The sequence below is a fragment of the Pseudomonas sp. S3_A09 genome (assembly GCF_054668065.1).
Map to the genome: position 1 here is coordinate 5072094 of NZ_CP162752.1, position 24018 is coordinate 5096111.

8 protein-coding genes are annotated in these 24018 nt (G+C 62.5%); 3 read left to right on the top strand and 5 right to left on the bottom strand.

Going from position 1 to position 24018, the window contains the following annotated elements:
- Positions 1–11850 carry a non-ribosomal peptide synthase/polyketide synthase gene (locus tag AB4N92_RS23770; RefSeq protein WP_236298089.1) on the top strand — a complete coding sequence of 3950 codons (11850 nt, stop codon included), beginning with the start codon at positions 1–3 and terminating at the stop codon, positions 11848–11850.
- Positions 11851–11993: 143 nt separating this feature from the next.
- Here AB4N92_RS23770 and AB4N92_RS23775 read toward each other — a convergent pair whose 3' ends face one another.
- Positions 11994–14429: a TonB-dependent siderophore receptor gene (locus AB4N92_RS23775; RefSeq protein ID WP_236266763.1), complete on the bottom strand. Its 2436-nt coding sequence runs from the start codon at positions 14427–14429 to the stop codon at positions 11994–11996.
- 110 nt (positions 14430–14539) lie between these two features.
- Entirely contained in the window at positions 14540–16192 is a 1653-nt protein-coding gene (locus AB4N92_RS23780) for a cyclic peptide export ABC transporter (RefSeq protein ID WP_236266762.1), read from the bottom strand.
- A gap of 200 nt (positions 16193–16392) precedes the next feature.
- On the opposite strand from AB4N92_RS23780, the gene AB4N92_RS23785 reads away from it, so the two are divergent.
- Positions 16393–17223, top strand: a complete 831-nt coding sequence (locus AB4N92_RS23785) for a formyl transferase (protein ID WP_031291047.1) — start codon at positions 16393–16395, stop codon at positions 17221–17223.
- 1434 nt (positions 17224–18657) lie between these two features.
- Here the strand turns inward: AB4N92_RS23785 and pvdO are convergent.
- The 3 genes from pvdO to pvdM are packed head-to-tail and all read right to left on the bottom strand — an operon-like array spanning position 18658 to position 22192.
- The gene (gene pvdO, locus AB4N92_RS23790) at positions 18658–19518 is read right to left on the bottom strand and encodes a dihydropyoverdine dehydrogenase (protein WP_045792259.1); all 861 of its coding nucleotides are present in this window, start codon (positions 19516–19518) and stop codon (positions 18658–18660) included.
- A 34-nt stretch (positions 19519–19552) separates the two neighbouring features.
- Entirely contained in the window at positions 19553–20824 is a 1272-nt protein-coding gene (gene pvdN / locus AB4N92_RS23795; RefSeq protein ID WP_021491742.1) for a pyoverdine-tailoring periplasmic protein PvdN, read from the bottom strand.
- Between the two features lie 18 nt (positions 20825–20842).
- Positions 20843–22192 carry a pyoverdine-tailoring dipeptidase-like protein PvdM gene (pvdM, locus tag AB4N92_RS23800; protein ID WP_236267321.1) on the bottom strand — a complete coding sequence of 450 codons (1350 nt, stop codon included), beginning with the start codon at positions 22190–22192 and terminating at the stop codon, positions 20843–20845.
- A gap of 142 nt (positions 22193–22334) precedes the next feature.
- On the opposite strand from pvdM, the gene pvdP reads away from it, so the two are divergent.
- Positions 22335–23960, top strand: a complete 1626-nt coding sequence (gene pvdP, locus AB4N92_RS23805; RefSeq protein ID WP_045792258.1) for a pyoverdine maturation tyrosinase PvdP — start codon at positions 22335–22337, stop codon at positions 23958–23960.
- Positions 23961–24018 lie beyond the last annotated feature (58 nt).

A 24018-nucleotide genomic window follows, 5' to 3' on the forward strand; every position in this document is an offset into this window, starting at 1 on the left:
ATGCTTTCCAACCCTAATATCGATCTGGTTTCGCGCTTCCTTCGCCTGCCTCTGGAACAGCGCCAGCAGTTTTACCAGCGCCTGCAAAGCCGGGGCATGAGCTTCGCTCAACTGCCGATTGCCTCGATCCGTGAGGACGGCCAGATGCTGCCGTTGTCCTACGCCCAGGAGCGCCAGTGGTTTCTCTGGCAACTGGACCCGGACAGCGCCACTTACCATATTCCCGGCGCACTGCGTTTGCAGGGCCGTCTGGACTTGGCGGCGCTGCAACGTGCGTTCGACAGCCTGCTGGCCCGCCATGAAAGCCTGCGCACACGCCTGGTACAGGACGGCGAGCGCCTGCTGCAAAACGTAGCGCCTGAGGCGCGCATCGAGATACGCCAGGACGTTGCCGACGAACAGCAATTGCTGGCGCGCGTCGGGGCTGAGATAGCCCGGCCTTTCGATTTGCAGGCGGGGCCGCTGTTGCGCGTGAGCTTGCTGCAATTGGCCGAAGACGAGCATGTGCTGGTGATGGTGCAGCACCACATCATTTCCGATGGCTGGTCGATGCAGGTCATGGTCGAGGAACTGGTGCAGTTCTACGCCGCGCACAGCCAAGGCCGGGAGGTGCAACTGCCGGGTTTGGCGATCCACTACGCCGACTACGCGCTGTGGCAGCGCAGCTGGATGGAGGCCGGGGAGAAGGCCCGTCAATTGGCCTACTGGCAGGACCTGCTGGGCGGTGAGCAACCGGTGCTGGAATTACCCCTGGACCATCCGCGCCCGGCGCAGCAAAGCCATCGCGGCACCAGCTTGCAGGTGCATCTGCCGGCGGACCTGGTGGCCGGTATCAAGCGCCTGGCCCAGCATGAGGGCGTAACCCCGTTCATGCTGTTGCTGGCCTCGTTCCAGACCCTGCTGTTTCGCTACAGCGGCCAGTCGGACATCCGCATCGGCGTACCGAATGCCAACCGCAACCGCGTGGAAACCGAACGGCTGATCGGCTTTTTCGTCAACACCCAAGTGCTCAAGGCCGACCTTGACGGGCAGATGAGCTTTGCCGAACTGCTGCAGCAGGCCAAGCGCCGCTCCCTGGAAGCCCAGGCGCACCAAGACTTGCCGTTTGAACAACTGGTGGTGGCGCTGCAACCTGAGCGCAGCCTGAGCCACAACCCGCTGTTCCAAGTGATGTTCAACCACCAGACCGACGCCCAGGGCGGACGCGATGGCCAGCAATTACCCGGCCTGCGGGTGGCGCAGCTGGATTGGGAAAACCAGACCACGCATTTCGACCTGAGCCTGGACACCCATGAGTCCGCTGAAGGCCTCTGGGCGGCGTTGACCTATGCCACCGACTTGTTCGAAAGCGCAACCATCGAACGCTTGGCGCAGCATTGGCAGAACCTGCTCCAGGCGGCAGTGAGCGCACCTCGCAGCCGTCTTTGCGCGCTGTCGATGCTCGATGCGCCCGAACAACAGCGGATGCTCAAGGACTGGAATGCCCCCGCCACCGTCGCGGCACCGCATGCCGTGCACCAGTTGTTCGAGGCCCAGGCCCGCGAACATCCGGCGCGCCAGGCGCTGGCCCTGGATGACCAAACGCTCAGCTACGGTGAACTGAACCGCCAGGCCAATCGCCTGGCACACTACCTGATCGCCCATGGCGTAGGCCCGGAAGTGCTGGTGGGGATCGCGGTCGAGCGCTCCTTTACCATGGTGGTCAGCCTGTTGGCGGTGCTCAAGGCGGGTGGTGCCTACGTGCCGCTTGACCCTGAATATCCGCGTGAACGCCTGGTACATATGCTCGATGACAGTAACGTGCGTCTGGTGTTAACCCAATCCCACCTGCGCGATCGTTTGCCATTGCCGGCCGATCTGACGGCGCTGGACATCGACCTGGCCGACGCGCAGCTGGCGCAGTGTGCCGAGCACAACCCGCCTACCGCGTTCGAGCCCCGCAGCCTGGCGTATGTCATCTACACCTCCGGCTCCACCGGCAAGCCAAAAGGCGTTGCCATCAGCCATGCGGCATTGAGCGAATTCGCCGGTATCGCGGCCGAGTATTCGCGTCTGGTCGCGGACGACCGCGTACTGCAGTTCGCGACCCTTAACTTCGATGGCTTTGTCGAGCAGCTGTACCCGGCCCTGACCTTGGGCGCGACGGTCGTGTTGCGCGGGCCGCAGTTGTGGGACGGCGCGGACCTGTACCGACAGATTATCGACCAAGGCATCACCCTGGCCGACTTGCCCACGGCCTATTGGAAACTGTTCCTGCAGGATTGCCTGGCAGCGGGGCCACGGCCCTATGGCGCATTGCGCCAGGTGCATATCGGCGGCGAAGCGATGCCGTTGGATGGCCCGGTGCTGTGGCGACGCGCGGGGTTGGGGTATGTACGCCTGCTCAATACCTACGGGCCGACCGAGGCCACGGTGGTGTCCAGCGTGCTCGATTGCAGCGATGACAACGCCGTGATGGGTGCGACGGCCAGCCCGATTGGCCGCGCGTTGCCGGGGCGCGGCCTGTATGTGTTGGACCCTGACCTTAACCTGTTGCCGGTGGGCGCCGTGGGTGAGCTGTACATTGCCAGTGCCAGTGGCCTGGCCCGTGATTACCTGCAACGCCCGAGCCTGACTGCCGAACGTTTTGTCGCCGACCCGTTCAGCACCCTGGGGGAGCGTCTTTACCGCACCGGTGACCTGGCGCGTTATCGCGCTGACGGGGTGATCGAATATGTCGGTCGCGTCGACCATCAGGTCAAAATCCGAGGGTTCCGTATCGAGTTGGGTGAGATCGAAGCGCTGCTGTTGGCCCAGGAGGCGGTGCGCGAAGCCTTCCTGCTGGCCGCCGACAACCAGTTGGTGGCCTACCTCGTACCGGCCCAGCCGTTGTCCGCGGCGGAACAGGCTGCGGCGGGCGAAACGCTCAAGGCCACCTTGCGTGAGCAACTGCCCGATTACATGGTGCCTGCGCACCTGATCTTCCTCGACCGCATGCCGTTGAACCCCAACGGCAAGCTTGACCGCCAGGCGCTGCCCAAACCTGATGGCGGCGCGGTGCAACAGGCCTGGCAGGCACCGGTTACGCCACGGCAACAGCAGGTTGCGGCGATCTGGGCCGATATTCTTGGCGTCGAGCGTGTGGGCCTGACCCATCACTTCTTCGAGCTGGGCGGGCATTCACTGCTGGCCATGCAAGTGGTCTCGCGCATTCGTCAGGCTTTGAAGCTCGAAGTGCCGCTCAAGCTGCTGTTCGAACAGCCGCGCCTGGAGGGGTTTGTCGCCGCACTGGCAACCCAGGACCCAGACGCACCGACCGCGCCCGCGCTGTTGCCGGTAGGGCGGGACCAGCCGTTGCCGCTGTCCTACGCCCAGGAGCGCCAGTGGTTTTTGTGGCAACTGGAGCCGCAAAGCGCCGCGTACCACATCCCCAGCGCCTTGCGTTTGAAAGGGCAGCTTGACTTGGGCGCACTGCAACGCAGTTTCGATACCTTGCTGGCTCGGCATGAAAGCCTGCGCACCCATTTGCGCCAGGAGCGCGACCGCACGGTTCAGATAATTTCGCCGCAGGTGTCGTTGCAGATAGCGCACGCCGAGGTGCATGAAGCGCAACTCAAGGCACGGGTCGAGGCCGAAATCGCCCAACCCTTCAATCTGGAACAAGGGCCTTTGCTGCGGGTTTCGTTGCTGCGCATCGCCGCTGATGAACATGTACTGGTCTTGGTGCAGCATCACATCGTGTCCGATGGCTGGTCGATGCAACTGATGGTTGAAGAGCTGGTGCAACTGTATGCGGCCTACAGCCAGGGACAGGTGTTGCAATGGCCGGCGCTGCCGATTCAGTACGCCGACTACGCCGTATGGCAGCGCAACTGGATGGAGGCGGGCGAGAAGGCCCGTCAACTGGCGTATTGGCGCGACATGCTCGGCGGTGAGCAGAGCGTGTTGGCGTTGCCGTTCGACCACCCGCGTCCTGCTGTGCAAAGCCATCGTGGCGCGCGCCTGGCATTCGAACTGCCCGGCGCGTTGACCCAAGGCCTCAAGGCCCTGGCCAAGCAGCAGGACGTGACCTTGTTCATGCTGCTATTGGCCTCGTTCCAGACCTTGCTGCATCGCTACAGTGGCCAGGAAGAGATCCGTGTCGGGGTACCGATCGCCAACCGCAATCGCAGCGAGACCGAGCGTCTGATCGGCTTCTTCGTCAACACCCAGGTGCTCAAGGCCGATCTCCACGGGCAGATGAGCGTCGAGCAACTGCTGCAACAGGCCCGGCAACGGGCGCTGGACGCCCAGGCTCACCAGGACCTGCCCTTCGAACAACTGGTGGAAGCGCTGCAACCCGAGCGCAGCCTGAGCCACAACCCGTTGTTCCAAGTGATGTTCAACCACCAGACCGACGTGGGCCAGGCTCAGGTTCAGCAGCAACTGCCGAATCTTTCGGTAGAGGGGTTGGAATGGGAAAGCAAGACGGCGCATTTCGACCTGGACCTGGATATCCAGGAATCCACCGAAGGTATCTGGGCCACGCTCGGCTATGCCCAGGACCTGTTTGAGGCCAGTACCGTGCAACGCATGGCGCGACACTGGCAGAACCTGTTGCAAGGCATGGTTGCCGACCCACGGCAGACTCTCAGCCAATTGAACCTGCTGGACAACACCGAACGGCAGCAGATCCTTCAACGGTGGGACCAGAGCGACGCAGGTTTCTCGGCCAAGCGTCTGGTTCACGAGTTGGTGGCCGACCGCGCCGGGGAAACCCCCGAAGCGGTGGCGGTGAAATTTGGCGAGCAACAGCTGACTTATGGCGAGCTGGACCGCCAGGCCAATCGCCTGGCCCATGCATTGATTGCCCGTGGCGTCGGCCCCGAAGTGCGCGTGGCGATTGCCATGCCGCGCAGCGCCGAAATCATGGTGGCGTTCCTGGCAGTGATGAAAGCCGGCGGCGTCTACGTGCCGCTGGACATCGAATACCCGCGTGACCGCCTGCTGTACATGATGCAGGACAGCCGTGCCCGATTACTGTTGACCCATTCGACGGTGCAACAGCGCTTACCGATTCCAGACGGCCTGGAAGCCCTTGCCGTGGACCAGACGCAAGCCTGGTCCGCCAACGACGACAGCGCACCCGAGGTCGTGCTGGATCGCGACAACCTCGCCTACGTGATCTACACCTCCGGCTCCACCGGCATGCCCAAGGGCGTAGCGGTGTCCCACGGCCCGTTGGTGGCGCACATCATCGCCACCGGCGAGCGTTATGAAACATCCCCGGCCGATTGCGAACTGCATTTCATGTCGTTTGCCTTCGACGGCTCCCACGAAGGCTGGATGCACCCGCTGATCAACGGCGCCAGCGTGCTGATTCGCGATGACAGCCTGTGGCTGCCGGAATACACCTACCAGCAGATGCATCGCCATCACGTGACCATGGCCGTGTTCCCGCCGGTGTACCTGCAACAGTTGGCCGAACATGCCGAGCGCGACGGTAACCCGCCCAAGGTTCGTGTGTACTGCTTCGGCGGTGATGCCGTGGCCCAGGCCAGCTATGACCTGGCTTGGCGCGCACTCAAGCCGACCTACCTGTTCAACGGCTACGGCCCGACGGAAACCGTGGTCACGCCGTTGCTGTGGAAAGCGCGCGAGGGCGATCCCTGCGGTGCCGTCTACGCACCGATCGGCACGCTGTTGGGCAATCGCAGCGGCTACGTGCTGGATGCGCAACTCAACCTGCAACCCATCGGCGTCGCCGGCGAGTTGTACCTGGGCGGTGAGGGCGTGGCTCGGGGTTACCTGGAGCGTCCGGCCCTGACCGCCGAGCGCTTTGTGCCGGACCCGTTCGGCAAGCCCGGCAGCCGTGTGTATCGCAGCGGCGACCTGACCCGTGGCCGCCCGGATGGTGTGGTGGATTACCTCGGTCGCGTCGACCATCAAGTGAAAATCCGGGGCTTCCGTATCGAGCTGGGCGAGATCGAAGCCCGTCTGCGCGAGCAGGACAGTGTCGGCGAAACCGTGGTGGTGGCCCAGGAAGGGCCGAGCGGCAAGCAACTTGTTGCCTATGTAGTGCCGCTCGACCCGCTGCTGATCGACGACGCAGTGGCGCAGTCGACCTGCCGCGAAGCCCTGCGCCGCGCCCTGAAAGCCCGGTTGCCGGACTATATGGTGCCCACGCACCTGATGTTCCTTGAGCGCATGCCGCTGACGCCGAACGGCAAGCTTGACCGCAAGGGCCTGCCGCGCCCGGATGTCAGCCAGATGCAGCAGGTGTACGTGGCGCCGCAGAGTGAGCTGGAGCAGAAGATCGCCGCGATCTGGTCCGACGTGCTGCGTCTGCCACGTGTTGGTTTACACGATAACTTCTTCGAATTGGGCGGTGACTCGATCATCTCGATCCAGGTGGTCAGCCGTGCCCGTCAGGCCGGTGTGCGCTTCACGCCCAAGGATCTGTTCCAGCACCAGACGGTCCAAAGCCTGGCGGCCGTGGCCCGCGAAGGCGAGGGCGCGGTGGTGCTGGATCAGTCGGCATTGACCGGTGAGTTGTTGTTGCTGCCCGTCCAGCAGGCGTTTTTCGCCGATGACATCCCCCAGCGTCACCACTGGAACCAGTCGGTGGTGCTACAGCCTCACCAGGCGTTGCAGGCGCCGCTGCTGGTGGCGGCGCTGCAGGCCTTGATCGTGCATCACGACGCCTTGCGCATCGGTTTCGTCCAGGGCGCGGCAGGCTGGAGCGCGGCGTATCGCGGGCCGCAGCAGCATCAGGCCGAGCAGGTCCTGTGGCAGACCACCTTGAATGCGGTCGAAGAGTTGGAGGCCCTGGGTGAGGAAGCCCAGCGCAGCCTCGACCTGAGTGAAGGGCCGCTGCTGCGTGCGGTGCTCGTCGACCTGGCCGACGGCTCCCAGCGCTTGCTGCTGGTGATTCATCACTTGGTGGTGGACGGCGTGTCCTGGCGCATCCTGCTGGAAGACCTGCAAACGGCTTACCGCCAAGTTGCCCAAGGTGCCACGGTCGTGTTGCCCGCCAAGACCAGCGCGATCCGGGCCTGGGCCGAGCGTCTGCAAGCCTATGCACGCAGCGCCGCACTGGCGCAGGAACTGGCCTGGTGGCAGACGCAGTTGCAAGGCAGCCCAACCGGCCTGCCGGGGGCCGATCCACAGGCCAGTTTGAGCAACCGGCATGCGCTGAGCGTGACCACCCATCTGGATCAGGTCTTCACGCGGCGTCTGTTGCAGGACGCCCCCAGTGCTTACCGCACCCAGATCAATGACCTGTTGCTGACCGCACTGGCGCGCGTCGTTGTGCGCTGGACCGGTGACGCGTCGATGTTGATCCGCCTGGAAGGCCATGGCCGTGAAGACCTGTTCGACGAGATCGACCTGACCCGTACCGTCGGCTGGTTCACCAGCCTCTACCCGGTGAAGCTGGTGCCGACCGATTCGCTGGCCGGCTCCCTCAAGCAGATCAAGGAGCAGCTGCGCGCGATTCCCGACAAGGGCCTGGGCTTTGGTGCCCTGCGTTACCTGGGGAATGCCGAGGCTCAACAGGCCCTGAGCGAACTGCCGCGCCCACGCATCACCTTCAACTACCTGGGGCAATTCGACGGCAGTTTTGACGGCGGCGAACAAGAAGGCTTGTTCGTCCCCTCCGGTGATGGCAGTGGTGCCGAACAGAGTGGCGAGGCCCCGCTGGGCAACTGGTTGGAAATCAACGGCCAGGTCTACGCGGGCGAATTGAAGTTGAACTGGAGCTTCAGCCAGCAGATGTTCGACGAGGCGACGGTACAACGCCTGGCGGATGACTACGCCGCGGAACTCAAGGCGTTGATCGAGCACTGTGGTGTCAACCAGGGTGTCACGCCTTCGGACTTCCCGCTGGCGCGTCTGTCCCAGGCGCAACTGGACAGCTTGCCGGTGACGGTGGCTGACATCGAAGACGTTTACCCGCTGTCGCCGATGCAGCAAGGCATGCTCTTCCAATCGCTGTACGGCGAAGGCTCGGGTGACTACATCAACCAGATGCGCATCGATGTCGAGGGCCTGGATGCACCGCGCTTCCGCCAGGCCTGGCAGGCGGCGGTGGACAGCCATGAGATCCTGCGCAGCGGTTTTCTCTGGCAGACCGAGTTTGAGCAGCCGTTGCAGGTGGTCTACAAACAGATGCGCATGCCGTTCGCCGAGCTGGACTGGCAAGGTCGTCCTGACAGCAGTGCGGCACTCGATAGCCTCGCCGAGTCGGCGCGGGCCCAGGGGTTCGTGCTGGAACAGGCGCCGTTGCTGAGCCTGACGGTGGTCCGTACGGGGGCGTCCCGTTATCACTTGATCTACACCAACCACCACATCTTGATGGACGGCTGGAGTGGTTCGCAGTTGTTTGGCGAGGTGCTGCAACATTACGCCGGTGAACCGCTGCGTGCGCCCATCGGGCGTTACCGCGATTACATTGCCTGGCTGCAGGCGCAGGACAAGTCGGTCAGCGAGGCATTCTGGAAAGCGCAACTGCTCAACCTGCAGGAACCGACCCGCTTGGCCCGTGGCCTACAGGCTGCGCAAAGCGAGGCGCTGGCGGTCAACGGCGAGCACCGTCTGAACCTGGACGCCAGCCAGACCGCTCAGCTCAAGGCCTTCGCACAGCGCCATAAAGTCACCCTCAATACGCTGGTGCAAAGCGCCTGGCTGCTGCTGTTGCAGCATCACACCGGACAGGCCACCGTGGCGTTCGGCGCCACCGTGGCAGGCCGTCCGGCGCAATTGCGCGGTATCGAACAACAGGTGGGTCTGTTCATCAACACCTTGCCCGTCGTTGCCACGCCGGATGCACAGATGACGGTCAGCCAGTGGCTGCAGCAGATCCAGGCGCAGAACGTGCGCTTGCGTGAGCAGGAGCATACGCCGCTGTTCGAGATCCAGCGCTGGGCCGGGCTGGGGGGCGAAGCGCTGTTCGACAGCATTCTGGTGTTTGAGAACTACCCGGTCTCCGAAGCGCTGGAGCAGGGCGCACCCTCGGGGCTGACGTTTGGTGCCGTCCACAGCCTGGAGCAAACCCATTACCCGTTGACCGTGTTGCTGGGCATCGGTGACACCTTGGGCATGGAGTTCAATTACGACCGCCACGCCTTCAGCGCGGCGCATATCGAACAGTTGGCCGAGCACTTCCAGCAGCTGTTGCAGGCATTGGCAGTGGACGGCACCCAGCGTTTGGCAACGTTGCCTTCGCTGGCCAGTACCGAACGTGAAACGGTCCTGCATGCCTGGAACGCCACAGCCGCGGACTACCCGCTGCACCTTGCGGTGCATCAGCTGATCGAAGCCCAGGTGGTGCGCACACCGGACGCACCGGCGCTGGTATTCGCCGGGCAGGTGTTGAGTTACGCCGCGCTTAACCGTCGGGCAAACCGCCTGGCGCATCGCCTGATAGCAGCCGGCGTTGGACCGGACGTCCTCGTGGGACTGGCGGTTGAGCGTTCGATTGAAATGGTCGTTGGCCTGCTGGCGGTACTCAAGGCCGGTGGCGCTTATGTGCCGCTGGACCCGGAATACCCCCGCGATCGATTGGCCTACATGCTGCAAGACAGCGACGTGAAGCTATTGTTGACCCAGGTGCATTTGCTGGAGCAACTGCCGATTCCAACGGGCTTGCACAGCCTGGTGCTGGAGCAGGGCGATGAGTGGTTGCAGGCCTACGCCGAGCAGAATCCGCTAGTCACCGTCGATGGCGAAAACCTCGCCTATGTAATCTACACCTCGGGCTCCACCGGCCAGCCCAAAGGCGCGGGTAACCGCCATTCGGCGCTGACCAACCGGCTGTGCTGGATGCAGCACGCGTATGGCCTGGAGAGCAGTGATACGGTCTTGCAGAAGACGCCGTTCAGTTTCGACGTGTCGGTGTGGGAGTTCTTCTGGCCGTTGATGACCGGCGCGCGCCTGGTCGTGGCAGCGCCGGGCGACCATCGTGATCCGGCCAGGCTGGTGAGCCTGATCAACGCCGAGCACGTCACGACGTTGCACTTTGTGCCGTCCATGCTCCAGGCCTTCTTGCAGGATGCCGGCGTCGGCGCCTGTCATAGCCTGCAGCGCATTGTGTGCAGCGGTGAAGCGCTGCCGGTGGATGCCCAGCAACAGGTGTTCGCCAAGCTGCCCCATGCCGGTTTGTACAACCTGTATGGGCCGACCGAAGCGGCAATCGACGTGACCCATTGGACCTGCGTCGACGAAGGGCGTGACGCCGTGCCGATTGGTCGGCCGATCGCCAACCTGGGCTGCTACGTATTGGACGGCAACCTGGAACCGGCACCCGTTGGCGTGTTGGGTGAACTTTATCTGGGCGGCGTCGGCCTGGCGCGCGGTTATCACCGTCGGCCGGCGCTGACCGCCGAACGCTTTGTGACCGATCCGTTCGGCAGTGGCAGCCGTTTGTATCGCACCGGAGACCTGGCGCGTTATCGCGACGATGGGGTGATCGAGTACGCCGGGCGCATCGATCACCAGGTCAAGCTGCGTGGCTTGCGCATCGAGTTGGGTGAAATCGAGGCCCGCCTGCTGGAGCACGCGTATGTGCGTGAAGCGGCGGTGCTCGCCGTGGACGGCACGCACCTGGTGGGCTACCTGGTGCTGCAGGCGCCGAGCGAGGACTGGAAAGCACAGGTGGCGATGCACCTCGCGGCGCAGTTGCCGGACTACATGGTGCCGGCACAGTGGGTGGTGTTGACACAGATGCCGCTGAGCCCCAATGGCAAGCTGGACCGCAAGGCGTTGCCTAAACCGGAGGCGCAAGGTGCAGGCGCGTATCAGGCCCCGCAAAGCGTCATCGAGCAGCAGGTCGCGGCGATCTGGCGGGATGTCCTGGGTGTCGAGCGCGTAGGGCTGAACGACAACTTCTTCGAGTTGGGCGGTCACTCCTTGCTGGTGCTGATGCTCAAGGAGCGTATCCGTAAAGTCAGCGGTGTCGGCTTGTCCGTCAGCCAGTTGATGCTTAACCCGACCGTACGCGGCCAGGTCAACTGCCTGCAGGGCGACGCGCGCAGCTCGTTGATCGTCAAGCTCAACAGCCAGACCGAAGGCACGCCGTTGTTCATGTTCCACCCAAGCTTCGGTTCGGTGCATTGCTACACCGCGATTGCCCTCGCGCTACGGGAGCAGCGTCCGGTGTTCGGGGTGATCTGTCGTGCGCTGGCCGAGGCGGGGGCAGAGGTGCCCGAATGGCAAGCCATGGTCGAGGATTACGCCGAGCAACTTCTGTTGGCCCAGCCCCAAGGCGCCTTCCGCCTGGCAGGCTGGTCGTTGGGTGGCAACCTGGCGATGGAAGTGGCCTACGTGCTGGAGCAAGCGGGACGCGACGTCGAATTTGTCGGCTGGATCGACTCCGCGCCGCCGCAGTGGCTCACGCCCTATTGGCAGGCGGTCGTCACCGAGGATGACCGTGAAATCTCGGCGAACGAGCGGCGTGCGGCCTTGTTGGGCGTGATGTTCCCGGCGTTTGCCGAGCGGATTCAGGCGGCCTGGCAGCAATGTCAGCGCGATGCCCAAGACGAAGCGGGGCAATGGCAAGGGTTTATCGCCTGGGCCGAGCAGACCCTGGGCGAGGCCTTTACCGGTATCAAGGATGAGTTGCTGCGTGGCAACGAGGCGCAGATTTCCTGGGAGGTCGACCGCGCGCTCAGTGAGCGTCTGTCGGCGGCGGACTTCAAGCCGATCAAGGCCCCGGTCAGTTGCTGGTGGGCGTCCATGAGCCGCGCCGGCCAATTCAAGGACCTCATTGAGCAGCACATGGCAAGCACCCTTGTTCAGGGGCGGATCGAGCGTTCAGTGGTGATCGAGACTGATCACGACGGGATCATCGACAGTGCCGAGTTCATCCGTAGCCTGGTGGCGGCCATGGGATAACACCTCAAATGATGAACACTGAACCTGTGGCGAGGGGGCAAGCTCCCTCGCCACAGGGGAGGGCGGGCACAAAAAAGCCCGATGAAAGCAGCGCTTCCATCGGGCTTTCGATTGGTCGCCGCAAGGGCGATCAAGGCATCACATCAGAAGTCCCAGCGGGTGCTGAACATCACGTTGCGCGGCTCACCGTAGGCCGCCGAGTTATAGAAGCCCACGTTGGTGTAGTAGGACTTGTCGAAGATGTTGTTGAAGTTGACAGTCGCCGAAAGGTTCTTGGTGACCTGGTAGCGGGTCATCAAGTCCACCAGCCAATAGGCCTTCTGGGTGATGTCCTGGTTGGTGTTGAGCTGCGAGTTGTAGATTTCATTCCAACCCTTGCTCTGCCAGCGCAGGCCGCCACCGATGGTGAACTTGTCGAGGTCGCCCTTGAGTTTGTAAGTGGTGTTCAGGTTGACCTGGTGCTCAGGTTCGAAGGTGGAGATCTTCTTGTCGTCTGCGTCCCGCACGATCTTGTGGGTGTAACCGCCTTGTACTTGCCAGCCGGGCGCCAGCTCACCTGAGATTTCTGCTTCGTAACCCTTGGTGACGGCCTTGGAGCTCTTGAACGCATAGTTTTGCGGGGAAGGAGTCTGGTTGTTATAGGCATCGTCCGGGATGGCACGGTTGTCTTCATGCACTTCGAAGTAGGCAATGCTGGTGTTCAAGCGACCGTCGAGAAACTCGCCCTTCAGGCCCAGCTCGTAGTTTTGGCCTTCGTCCGGTTCCAGCAACGTCTGGTTGCGGTCTTTGTACGTGCTTTCCTGGGGTTGGAAGATATCGGTGTAGCTGGTGTACACCGAGAGATTGTCGTTCAGGTCGTAGATCACGCCGGCATACGGCACGAACCGACCGGTTTCCTTGTAGGAAGGGTTGATACCGGTGACGTGGTAGTTGGCGACGCGCCCACCGAGGATCACGTGCAGGTCATCCATCACGTTCAAGCGTGTGGTCATGTAGTAGCCGGTCTGGCGGATGGTATCGTCGTTGTATTGCTGGACGGGGCCGTAGATCGGCTTGGCGATGTGGCCATTCCAGTTATAGAAATCGACTTTGTTGCCGCCTGGCCATTCTGGCGACCAGTACCCCTTGCCTTGCCAACGCGACGTGCCGATCGAGCCGCCCACCACCAGTTCATGTTCGCGGCCGAACAGGCTGAAAGGCCCGGTGGCGTAGAGGTCGGCCGAAGTGCTTTTGGTTTCACCGGTGTATTTCTGACCGTTGATCTCGGCGGTGCCATCGGCTGCCGGCTGGACAAACTGGATCGAACCGAGGTCGGCATGGTAGCTGTTGATCTTGTGGTCGAGCTGGAATTTAGTGACCCAGCCGTCACCCATATCATGCTCAAGCATGGCAAAGGCGGTGCGGGTGTTCTGTTCCCAGGAACTCCAGGTGGTGCCGTTGTTATAGGAGCGTGGCATCTTGTTGATGCTGCCGTTGGAGTTGACCAACGGGAACGAACCGGACCAGCTGGAGCCTTTTGGAATGTTGTCCTGATAGTCGAAGCCGACGGTCAACATGGTGTCGGGTGACAGGTCGAACTCGGTAATGCCGTAGTAGGTTTCGGTCTTGCGCGAGTAGTGGTCCATGAAGGACTTTTTGTCCTGGTACGCCGCCACTGCACGGCCCCGGACATTGCCGCTGTCGGTCAACGGGCCGCTCACATCCACTTCGCTGCGATAGTTGTCCCAGGAGCCGGCCCCCAGTTGCACGTGGCCCTTGAACTCCGACGTCGGCTTCTTGCGGATCAAGTTGATGGTCGCGCCCAGGGAGCCGGCGCCGTTGAGCAGGCCGGTGGCACCCTTGAGCACTTCGACGCGGTCATAGATCGCCATGTCGCTCAGGGTGTTCCCCGCCGAGTAGCCGACGTTGCGCACGGTGGACGGAATACCGTCGTACTGGAAACTGTTGACCGAGAATCCACGCGAGTAATAGTTGGTACGGTCGGTGTCATAGGCCGATACGGTGATGCCAGGCGTGTGGCGCATCACGTCATCGACGTTGTTGAGGCCGAAGTCCTCGATATGTTGCCGGGTAATCACCGTGATCGACTGTGGGGTTTCCCGCGGGGTCAGGGTCAGCCGCGTGGCCGTGGCAATGGTGCCCGGCGTGTAGGAGCCGGAGCCCTCGGTGATGTTGCCCAGCACGTTGCCGGTCACTTGGGTCGGACTCAATTCCAGCCCGGCGGACGCGCCGGCGGCGGTAACGGTCAGCGCGTTGCCACTGAGGCTGTGGGTGGTTGAAGTGCCTGCCAGCAAGGTGTTGATCGCCTGCTGTGGATCCAGTTTGCCTTTGATCGCAGTGCTGTTTTTTCCTGCTACGTCGGTCGGGCTGTACAGCACCTGCAGGTTGGCCTGGCGGCCGAATTCCTGCAGTGCACTCCCCAGTGCCTGTGCTGGAATGTCCAACTCGATCTCCTGTGCCTGCACATAGCCGGCAACCGGCAGCGATACCGCAAGGGCAAGCGCGCTCGGCAGGAGGTTGATGTTCAGGGCCCTGGTTAGCGCTTTGCTCAGTGGGCTGAGACCGAGTCGTGCTGACATGGATGGTTTCTCTTCTGTGTTTTAAGTGGGCAAATTTTAAAGTTTATTGAGGTTGGTTCTCATTACCACTAGTGAGACGTTTCTACTTCGGAAAACCGGAAAAGAAAATTTCATGCAGGCTCCATCTCGTGCACCACCTGGCCGGCGCGCAGCCGTACGAGCTGATCGGCGATGTCGAAATAACGGTCGTCATGGCTGATCACGATGATGGTTTTGCCCAGGCGCTTGAGGTCCGGCAGCAGTTCGGTATAGAAAATTCGACGGAAGGCCGGGTCCTGGTCGGCGGCCCATTCGTCGAACACCAGCACTGGGCGTTCTTCCAGCCATGCGTTGACCAGTGCCAGGCGCTTGCGCTGGCCGGTGGACAGGTCGGTGGTGCTGAATACGCCGTCCTTGACGCTGACCTTGTGCGCGATCTCCAGGCGTTCCAGGTATTTAGTCGCGCTGTCCAGTGACTGGGTGGCGCTGCCCTGGACGAGGTCGTCGAACAGGTAATAGTCGGCGAATACCGTGGTGAACAATTGGCGATAGTCATCGCGCTCGGGGTCGGTCACGGCCTCGCCGTTGAGCAGGATTTCGCCGGACTGCGGCGGGTAGAGCCCCAGCAGCAATTTGATCAGCGTGGTCTTGCCACTGCCGTTTTCGCCGACGATAAACACGATGTCGCCCTGGGCAATGCTCAGGTTGATCGGCCCCAGGTGAAACGGCTCGCTGCCTTCCACGGCCGGTGGGCTGTAGCTCACGTTGCGCAGTTCCAGTCTGTTGACGATCGGTGTCGGCGCCTCGCTGTCATCCATCAGCAGGTGCGGTTCCGGAGAGGAGAAGCGCTCCGACAACTCGCTGATACGCCCAAAGGCAATCTTCGCCTTGCCCACCACGGGCAGGTAACCCAGCAGGTGTTCCAGCGGGCCTTTCATGTACAACAGCACCAGCACGAAGCCGGTGATCACGGTCGGGTCCGGGTTCGGGTTATAGGCCTGCATCGCCAGGGCCAGGCCGATGACGACGAAGAACAGCATCGAGCCGAAGGTCTTGGCGAGGATATAGATGTTGACCGAACGCACCTGAATATCGCTGATGCGGTCCGCCGTTTCCTGGATACGGTGGGTGTTCATGCGAAAGCGTCGTGGCCGATGCATGCGCAGTTCCTTGGCGCCGGACGCGATGGCGTTGTAATAACGCTGCAATTCGTCTTCATGGCTGCGTGCCAAGTCAAAGCCTTGGATACCTTTGCCGCCGGCGATGAACTGCACGGCGCTGCCAATCACGATGGCGACGACCATCATCAGGAACATCGGTACCGACAGGTAAGCCAGGTAGCCCAGGCAGCCCAGCGTCACCGTGGCGGCAATGGCCAAGGGCGTGAACGCGAAGGAGAAGTCGCTGATGGTGTCGACATCGTGGGTCAGCACCGGGATCAGTCGATGGGAGCGGTAGCGCTCGATTTGCCCGATGGGCGCCGACAGCACTTTTTCCCCCAGGTCTTTGCGCAGGGCGGCAATTATCCGTTGGCCGACGTAGTTGGTGCCGATGTCGGAAATGATCGAGCTGACCAGGGCCAGCACGCACAAGGCTGCAAAGGTCAGGATCACGCCCTGGGTCATGCCTTGTGGGGAGTGCAGGGCATTGTTGATCGTCGCCAGCAGCAACGTGATGGCCAGGCCGCCGGCCATGCCCAGGGCGACGGAGACGGTCACGATGGTGCGAAAGGGCCTGAGCAATGCGAGCAGACCGTTGAAGGCGCCGCGCTTGGGGTCGGTCATAAATACTTCCCGGAAAGTGAAAAAGAGGGGGCTGGGCACACAGACCCTTACCCATGACAAACGAAGTGTCGACGCGACTATTTAGCTCGGTGTGCCGGGCGGTGGCCGGGGTGGATAAATTGCGCGTGGGCTGGTTCGTTCTTGTGGTGTAGGCGCACGCGTATTGGCGCGTGCCTGATCTATCCAGCGAGAGCGAGACAATGACGAAAAAGAATCTGGTGTACGTGTGGTCCCTGCGCAATGCCGCGGCCGACAAGGCCGGGCAGCCGGTGGCGTACAAGGACCATGAGCGCTACATGATGTCGGTGCTGGAATCCCTGGTGGGGGCGCTGAACGACACGCCGCTGGGCGAGGCCTACAACCTGGTGGGCGTGGTGTATGACGATGACGAGCAGAACCCACGGGACCAGCAATTGGTCAGCGACTACGGTTTTGCCTACCAGCCGGGTCGCCAGTGGCTGTATCCCGCCGACCTGCGCGTGCAGGGGCGCCTGGTCAATGATCTGTTACTGAGTGTGCCGTCGACCTATCGGCGCCTGCCTCGGGGCAGCGCGGAACATATCGCCGGCAAGCAGGATTTCGAACGCCGCCTGCATGACACGCTGGTGGAGTTGAAGGCCGATATCGTGGTGCTGGACGGCCTGCTGGTGATTCTGGACGAGCTGGTGCGCCCCGGTGCGCCGTTTGCCCGTCGCATCATGAACATCCACCCGGGTATCACCCGCATCGAATCGCCGTACGAGCGCCGTGGTGCGTATGCGACCTGGAATGCCCTGTACGGCGCGCGTGGGCTGACGGTCACGGATTGGGCGACCAAGGCCACGACGCCCTCGGCGCCGCTGTACCTCACCGGCGCGTCGTTCCACTACGTGGACAACGGCATCGACTCGGGCGAAGTGTTCCACGACGTGCTCAAGACCGAGATCTCGCCGGAGGACACCATCCTTGAGTTGCGTTGGAACAACTTCAATAACAGCCTGTTCCCGGCGTTGCATGAAGGGTTGGCGTTGTTGGCGCAGCAGGGAATCTAAAGCGGGCACAGTTAAAAATGTGGGAGGGGGGCTTGCTCCCGTGGCGGCCTGACAGCCGAGTGCCATCTAACGGTTAGGCTGCGATCCAAATGTGGGAGGGGGCTTGCCCCCGATAGCGGTGTGTCAGTCAATTCATCAGGTGACTGATTCAGCGCCATCGAGGCCTCGGTATCTACACAATTCTAGGTATGGCGCTGGACCTGTGGCGAGGGAGCTTGCTCCCGTGGCGGCCTGACAGCCGAGCGCCATCTAACGGTTAGGCTGCGATCCAAATGTGGGAGGGGGCTTGCCCCCGATAGCGGTGGGTCAGTCAATTCATCAGGTGACTGATTCGGCGCCATCCGGGCCTCGGTATCTACACAATTCTAGGTATGGCGCTGGACCTGTGGCGAGGGAGCTTGCTCCCGTGGCGGCCTGACAGCCGAGCGCCATCTAACGGTTAGGCTGCGATCCAAATGTGGGAGGGGGCTTGCCCCCGATAGCGGTGTGTCAGTCAATTCATCAGGTGACTGATTCGGCGCCATCCGGGCCTCGGTATCTACACAATTCTGGGTATGGCGCTGGACCTGTGGCGAGGGGGCTTGCTCCCGTGGCGGCCTGACAGCCGAGCGCCATCTGACGGTTAGGCTGCGATCCAAATGTGGAGGGGGCTTGCCCCCGATAGCGGTGTGTCAGTCAATTCATCAGGTGACTGATTCGGCGCCATCCGGGCCTCGGTATCTACACAATTCTGGGTATGGCGCTGGACCTGTGGCGAGGGGGCTTGCTCCCGTGGCGGCCTGACAGCCGAGCGCCATCTAACGGTTAGGCTGCGATCCAAATGTGGGAGGGGGCTTGCCCCCGATAGCGGTGTATCAGTCAATTCATCAGGTGACTGATTCAGCGCCATCGAGGCCTCGGTATCTACACAATTCTGGGTATGGCGCTGGACCTGTGGCGAGGGAGCTTGCTCCCGTGGCGGCCTGACCGCTGGCCTGGATGTTGGATCAGACTGGGTACATATCCGTTATTTGGGTAACGGCCGCTATGGGTTCCGCCCTTACGGCGGGTCACTTTTGGAAAGGCCCAAAAGTAACCAAAAGGCCTTCGCCCCAACACTCGGCACCTCGCCTAGGCTCGGTGTGCCCGTAATCCGACAGGTATTTGGGGGGCCGCCGCCACGCGCCATCCATGGCGCGGGGCGGCTAAACCGGCATCCCTGCCGGTTTACCCCCCAAATCCCTGTCGAATTCCGGCCAGCGTGTTTGACGGGGCGCCTGAGATCAAAAGCGAGATCAAGAGCGGCTCGCTTCGCATCGTGGTTACCTTGGTCGCCGGGGTTGCTACAGCGTTGTGTAGAGACTTATACCGCCGAGGGCGGTAGGTCGGTACTGATACTCTGACGGGTACACCACCATCGGGTAAGTCCCCTCCCTCATTTGATCTTCTGCGTTATTACAGGTCGCGCACGACCCTGAAGCCAATCCAATCCCCCCGCGTCTGCGGGTAGATGTTGTTGCGGTTGCCGGAGCGCGAGAACACCGGCGCTTCTCCCCAGTCATTGCCGCGAATCATGTAGCCCTCGCAGTTTGGCTCCATCCATGCGCTGCCGTCGGTAGGCGCGCCGATGTAGTTGGAGTGCTCGCAGTCGGCCACTCGCTCGTAGACGTTGCCATGCATGTCGTACATGCCAAACGCATTCGGCGGGTAGCTGCCGACGGGCGACGAGTAGCTGTAACCATCGGCCGGGCCATAGGTGTTGGCGTGCTTGGCGATGCTGTAGTCCTTGCCCTCGTCGAACGGGAAGGGGAATGGCCCGGTAGAACCGGCGCGCGCAGCGTATTCACGTTGGGCTTCGCTGACCATGTGGTACTGCTGGCCGGTTTTTTTCGACAGCCAGGCCACGTACTGCTTGATGTCGTTCATGTCCATGCACACCGCCGGCTGGCGTGGGCCCTGGGGGTAGCGCGGCTTGCTGGCAATGCATTCGCGGCCGGGGCGGGTGTCACCGTCGGCGATCTTCACCCCGGTCTGGCGGATGTAGCTGTCCCATTCGCCGGCGGTGATGTGAAAGCGGCTCATGGCGAACGGTTTGGCGAAGGTCACGTCGTGCATCGGGCCTTCATCCGGCTCGCGGCCGACTTCATCGTCCGGCGTACCCATGGTGAAGGTGCCGGCAGGCAGCACCACCATTTCCGGACAGTCCTTGCAGTCCTTGAACACTTTGCCGGGTTGTGGCGCGGCGGCCTGGGCCAGGTTGGGCAGCAAGGCGCTGCACAGGGCGGAAAGCGCCAGGGCTGTGAGCGGTTTGTTCATGTGGGCCTCTCATTCAAAGGGGAAAAGGTGGGTGTCACGCCCGCTGGCTCAGCAAGGTCATGAAGCGCTGGATCTCGGCGGAGGAATTGAGCAGGCCGGGGGCGGTTCGGATCACCGGGCCGACATCGCGGTCCACGGCGTCGATCACCACGCGGTTTTTCATCATGTAGGCCGCCACGGCATCACTGTCCTGGCCGTTGACGCGGAAGAAGGTGAAACCGGCCGACAGTTCAGGGCTGTGGGGGGTGACCAGTTCGATCTTTGGGTGTGCCAGCAACTGGTCTTTCAGTTCGGTGTTGAGTGCATGAATCCGCGCCTGCACCTGCGCCTTGCCCAGTTGCAGATGCAGCTTGAAGGCTTCGTCCGCCGCCCAGCGATGCTCGAAGGCGTGGTAGCCGCCCGGGGTCATGACGGTGGCGAAGTCCTTGTCTTCGGAGAAGGTTGGCACCATCGGGGTCACGTCGTTGTTTTGCGGGTCGCGGGCGCAGACCAGGCCCGTGCCGCGTGGGCCGAACATCCACTTGTGGGTACCCGCGATGAAAAAGTCGCAATGCATATCCGGGAAGTCGAGGTTTTCTACGCCGAAACCGTGCACGCCATCCACCACGTAAAGGATACGGTCCTTGTCGTCACGGTTGCGGTTGTGTTCTTCGACCAGCTTGCCGATCTCGCCAATGGGCAGCTTCACGCCGCTGCCGGACTGCACCCAGGTCATACCGAGGACGCGGGTGTTGGGGCGGATATTGCGCTGGATGTTGCCCAGCACCTCGTCGGCAGACACGCGGTTGGCGCTGTCGAACAGGCGAATCTTGCGGACCTGGGTCTGCTCCTTGCGCACGCGAAAGTCCAGGCTGTACTCGGTGGCATAGTGTTCGTGGACGGTGGTGAGGATTTCCTGGTCAGGTCGCACCTTGATCCCGCCGTAAATCATCGCCAGCCCTTCGGACGTGCTGCCGGTGAGGGCGATCTGCGGCGGGGTGGCCTTCAGGTAGCGTCCCGCCCACTCGCGCACCTGGCCTTCGCGCTTCCAGGTTTCCTGCAGGTCCCAGTCCATGGCCAGCCCTGGGTTGCGGTCGATCTGTGCGCGGTAACGCTCGATAGCCTCGCGCACCGGCTTGGGGTGGGTAGCCACCAGGAAATTGGAAAAGTGCAGGTAATCCGGGTCCTGGTTGAACAGTTGCTTGAGCCCCGTCCATGGGTCATCGGTTGCAGGGGCGGCAAGGGCCTGCGGAAGCAGGGCGGCGCCCAGTGGCAGGCTGGCAGCAAATACACCAGCCTGCTTGAGAAAGGTACGGCGGTCGGTCATGGACGGGCTTCTGGATGATTAGCGGTTGGCCAAGGGTTTGGCGGCTTTTTGTACCTGGTCCCACACCCGCAGGAAGTTGCCTCCCCACAGCTTGGCGATATCGGCCTCGGAATAGCCGCGCTGGATCAATTCGGCAGTGACGTTGCGTATCTCGCCGACGTTGTTCCAGCCCTGGATGCCGCCCCCGTCGTTGAAGTCCGAAGACAGGCCGACATGATCGATGCCGATCTTGCGCACGGTGTAGTCGATGGCATCCCCCAGATCCTTGAGGGTGGCCTTGGGTTCCTCGTCGAGGATGCCGTACAGCGCGCTGGCGTACTCGCCGAACCTGTGCTCGGGCCAGGCGGCGATGATTGCGTCGCCCGGCATCAGCGCCACGGCCAGATTAGGCAGGGGCGGCAGGTCGAAGCGTGCGCGCAGGGCGTTGAGCTTGTCCTGGGTCGGCTGGCTCAGGGGACGCAGGTAGGCGGAGAAGCCCACGATCTGCACGACGCCGCCGCTGTTCTTGATCAGTTGCAGCTCTTTGTCGCTCAGGTTGCGCGGGATATCCACGGAGGCGCGCGGCGCCGAATGGGACGCCACCATCGGTGTGCCGCTCAACTGCGCCACTTGCTCCAGGGCCTTGGTCGACATTTGCGACACATCGATGATCACCCCCAGGTCATTGAGGCGGTGCACCGCTTGCTTGCCAATGTCCGACAAGCCGTCAAGGGCGTCGGTGGAATCATTGAAAAACGGCAGCGGCCGCGACGAGTCCGACCAGGCATTGTTGCCCACATAGCTGAAGCCGAACATGCGCATGCCGCGCGCCGCCCACAGGTCCAACTGGTTCAAGTCGTTGCCCAGCGGGTAGGCGTTGAGCATGCTGATGAAGATTGCGAACTTGCCCTCGCCATGCAGGCGCCGGAAGTCATCCGGGGTGTAGGCGATGGCGACCTGGTTGGGGAAGTCACGCACCATGCCGCTGATGATCTTGTAGCGCACTTCCTGTTCGTTGCGCGCGGCTTCGACAAACCCATCGGTGGGTTTGTGCGGGGCGTTGGGGCCGTTCCAGATTTCCGGCCAGCCGAAAATGGTCAACGCTGCGCCGGACAAGCGCCCGCGTGCCGCCTTGGCCAGGTCGAACTGACCTTCGCCGTCCTTGTCCGCCTCGTTGCCTGCGGTACCGAAATCCACGGGCACGGTGATATGGCTGTCAAACGACAACAACCTATCCTGCATTTCATCGGCCTGCTTGATCACCGCCAACGGGTAACCGGCATTGCCCTTGAACCAGTGATCCCAGACCAGGAAACCGGCCCCGGCACCGATGGCCAGTGCCAGGGGCAAGCCGATATACAGCGCCTTTTTCGAACGTGGTTTTGTCATTGCCATCTCAGTCAGTTGAGGCCTTCGCTATCAGGGAGGAACGAGTGATGGGTGGGGAAATTTAGGCGGGCAGGGCGCGCCGGTAAATTTCCCCGGCGGGCAAACGTTCTAGCTCTGATAAAGCCGTTTCCTAAGGTAGACAATGACCATCTCTCGACGTGGGTTCATCGCAGGCCTGGCGCTGACAGGCGCGGCTGTGCCGGCCGCCTTCTATGCCCATCGCGAGTTGACGCGCGAAGAAGAATTCCCCATCACCCCCGGCGAAGCCACGGTGGACCTGGCCGACACCGCCGGCCAGCACCTGGCGAACACGCTGCGTGGGGTTTGGGACCTGCGCCTTGAAGGCCGCGACGCCGGCCTCAAAGGGCTGCCACTGCAAGATTTGCAACTGCTGCTCGACATCGCGCCCCGTGGACGCGGTCTGCGGGGGTACCTGGACACCGCAGACCATCTGCGCGCCGAGGGCGAGCCGCGTTACCGTGTGCTGGGTGACCTGCTGACAGGGGAGAGCGCCGTGCTCTATTGGCGCCTGATCGACCGCGCTTCGGCCGACGGCGCGCCGGCCTATGAATTCAAGATGACCCTTGATGAGGTCTGGGCTGCCTTTGCCAACGCTGGCAGCAGCACCCTCAGTGGGCAGATCCTCGACCTCGACCGGCCGCTGGCTTTAGTTGAGCGCGACAATCGTTTCATTGCCCACAAGCAGTGGTTCCCCGAGGCTCGCCAGCGCATTGGCCTCAATCCGACCCTGCTGGCTTGGCTGATTGCCCCCGAGCACCGCCTGTTTCACCAGCTGTGGCACGCGACCCGCGACCAGTGGCACAAGCTCTCCGAAGAGAAACGCGATGCCCTGCGCGGCATCGGCTGGCAACCCGGCCCCCGCGGCCAGGAACGCGATGCGCGGGGAAAACACAAGGACCGCAACGGCTCGGGGATCGACTTTTTCTTTATGCATCGGCACATGCTCGGCACTGCGCGTTCAATGCAGGATCTGCCCTCGTGGCCGCAATTTCCCGAACCGCAACCGGCCCTGGAGCTGGATCGCCTGGGCTTCCTGCGTTACTTCGACAACCACGATGGCTTCGCGCTGCCGCCCACCTGGTCGGCCCCGGACGATACCGAGTACACCCAGTGGGTCAGCGACATCAAGGCTGCCGAGACCTATCACAGCAACTTCCAGGTCTGGGAGTCCCAATACCGTGACCCACGTTACCTGGCTAAATTCACCCTCGGTCAACTGGGTTCTGAGATGGAGCTGGGTCTGCACGACTGGTTGCACATGCGCTGGGCTTCGGTGCCGCGCGACCCCTCCAACGGCGCCCCCGTGCCCATGGCTCGCGACCCCGCCGACTTCGCTGCGCGCTGGTATGCGGCGGAAAACGATTTCCTCGGCGACCCATTTTCCTCTCACGTCAACCCGGTGTTCTGGCATTTCCATGGCTGGATCGACGACCGCATCGAGGACTGGTTCCGCGCCCATGAGCGCTTCAATCCGGGCGAAGTCCAGCGCATGGAAGTCAACGGCGTGGCCTGGTTCGCACCGGGCCGTTGGGTGGAAGTCGGCGACCCCTGGCTGGGCCCGGATACCCATGGCTGCAGCACCACGCCGGGGTTGCAGATGGGCCGTTCGATGGAGATGGACCCCGAGACCATGAAGCTCGCGCTGCGCATTACCTTTGGCGAAGACGAACACCTGTTGCAGGGCCTGTTCAAGCGCGTGCCGAGACGACCGTGGTACGCCCGTCACCTGAAATTACCCCCCGCCTGAACCTGTAAGCCGGCAAGCCGAGCCAGGGGCTGGAAGACCGCGTCAATCATGCGGGGGG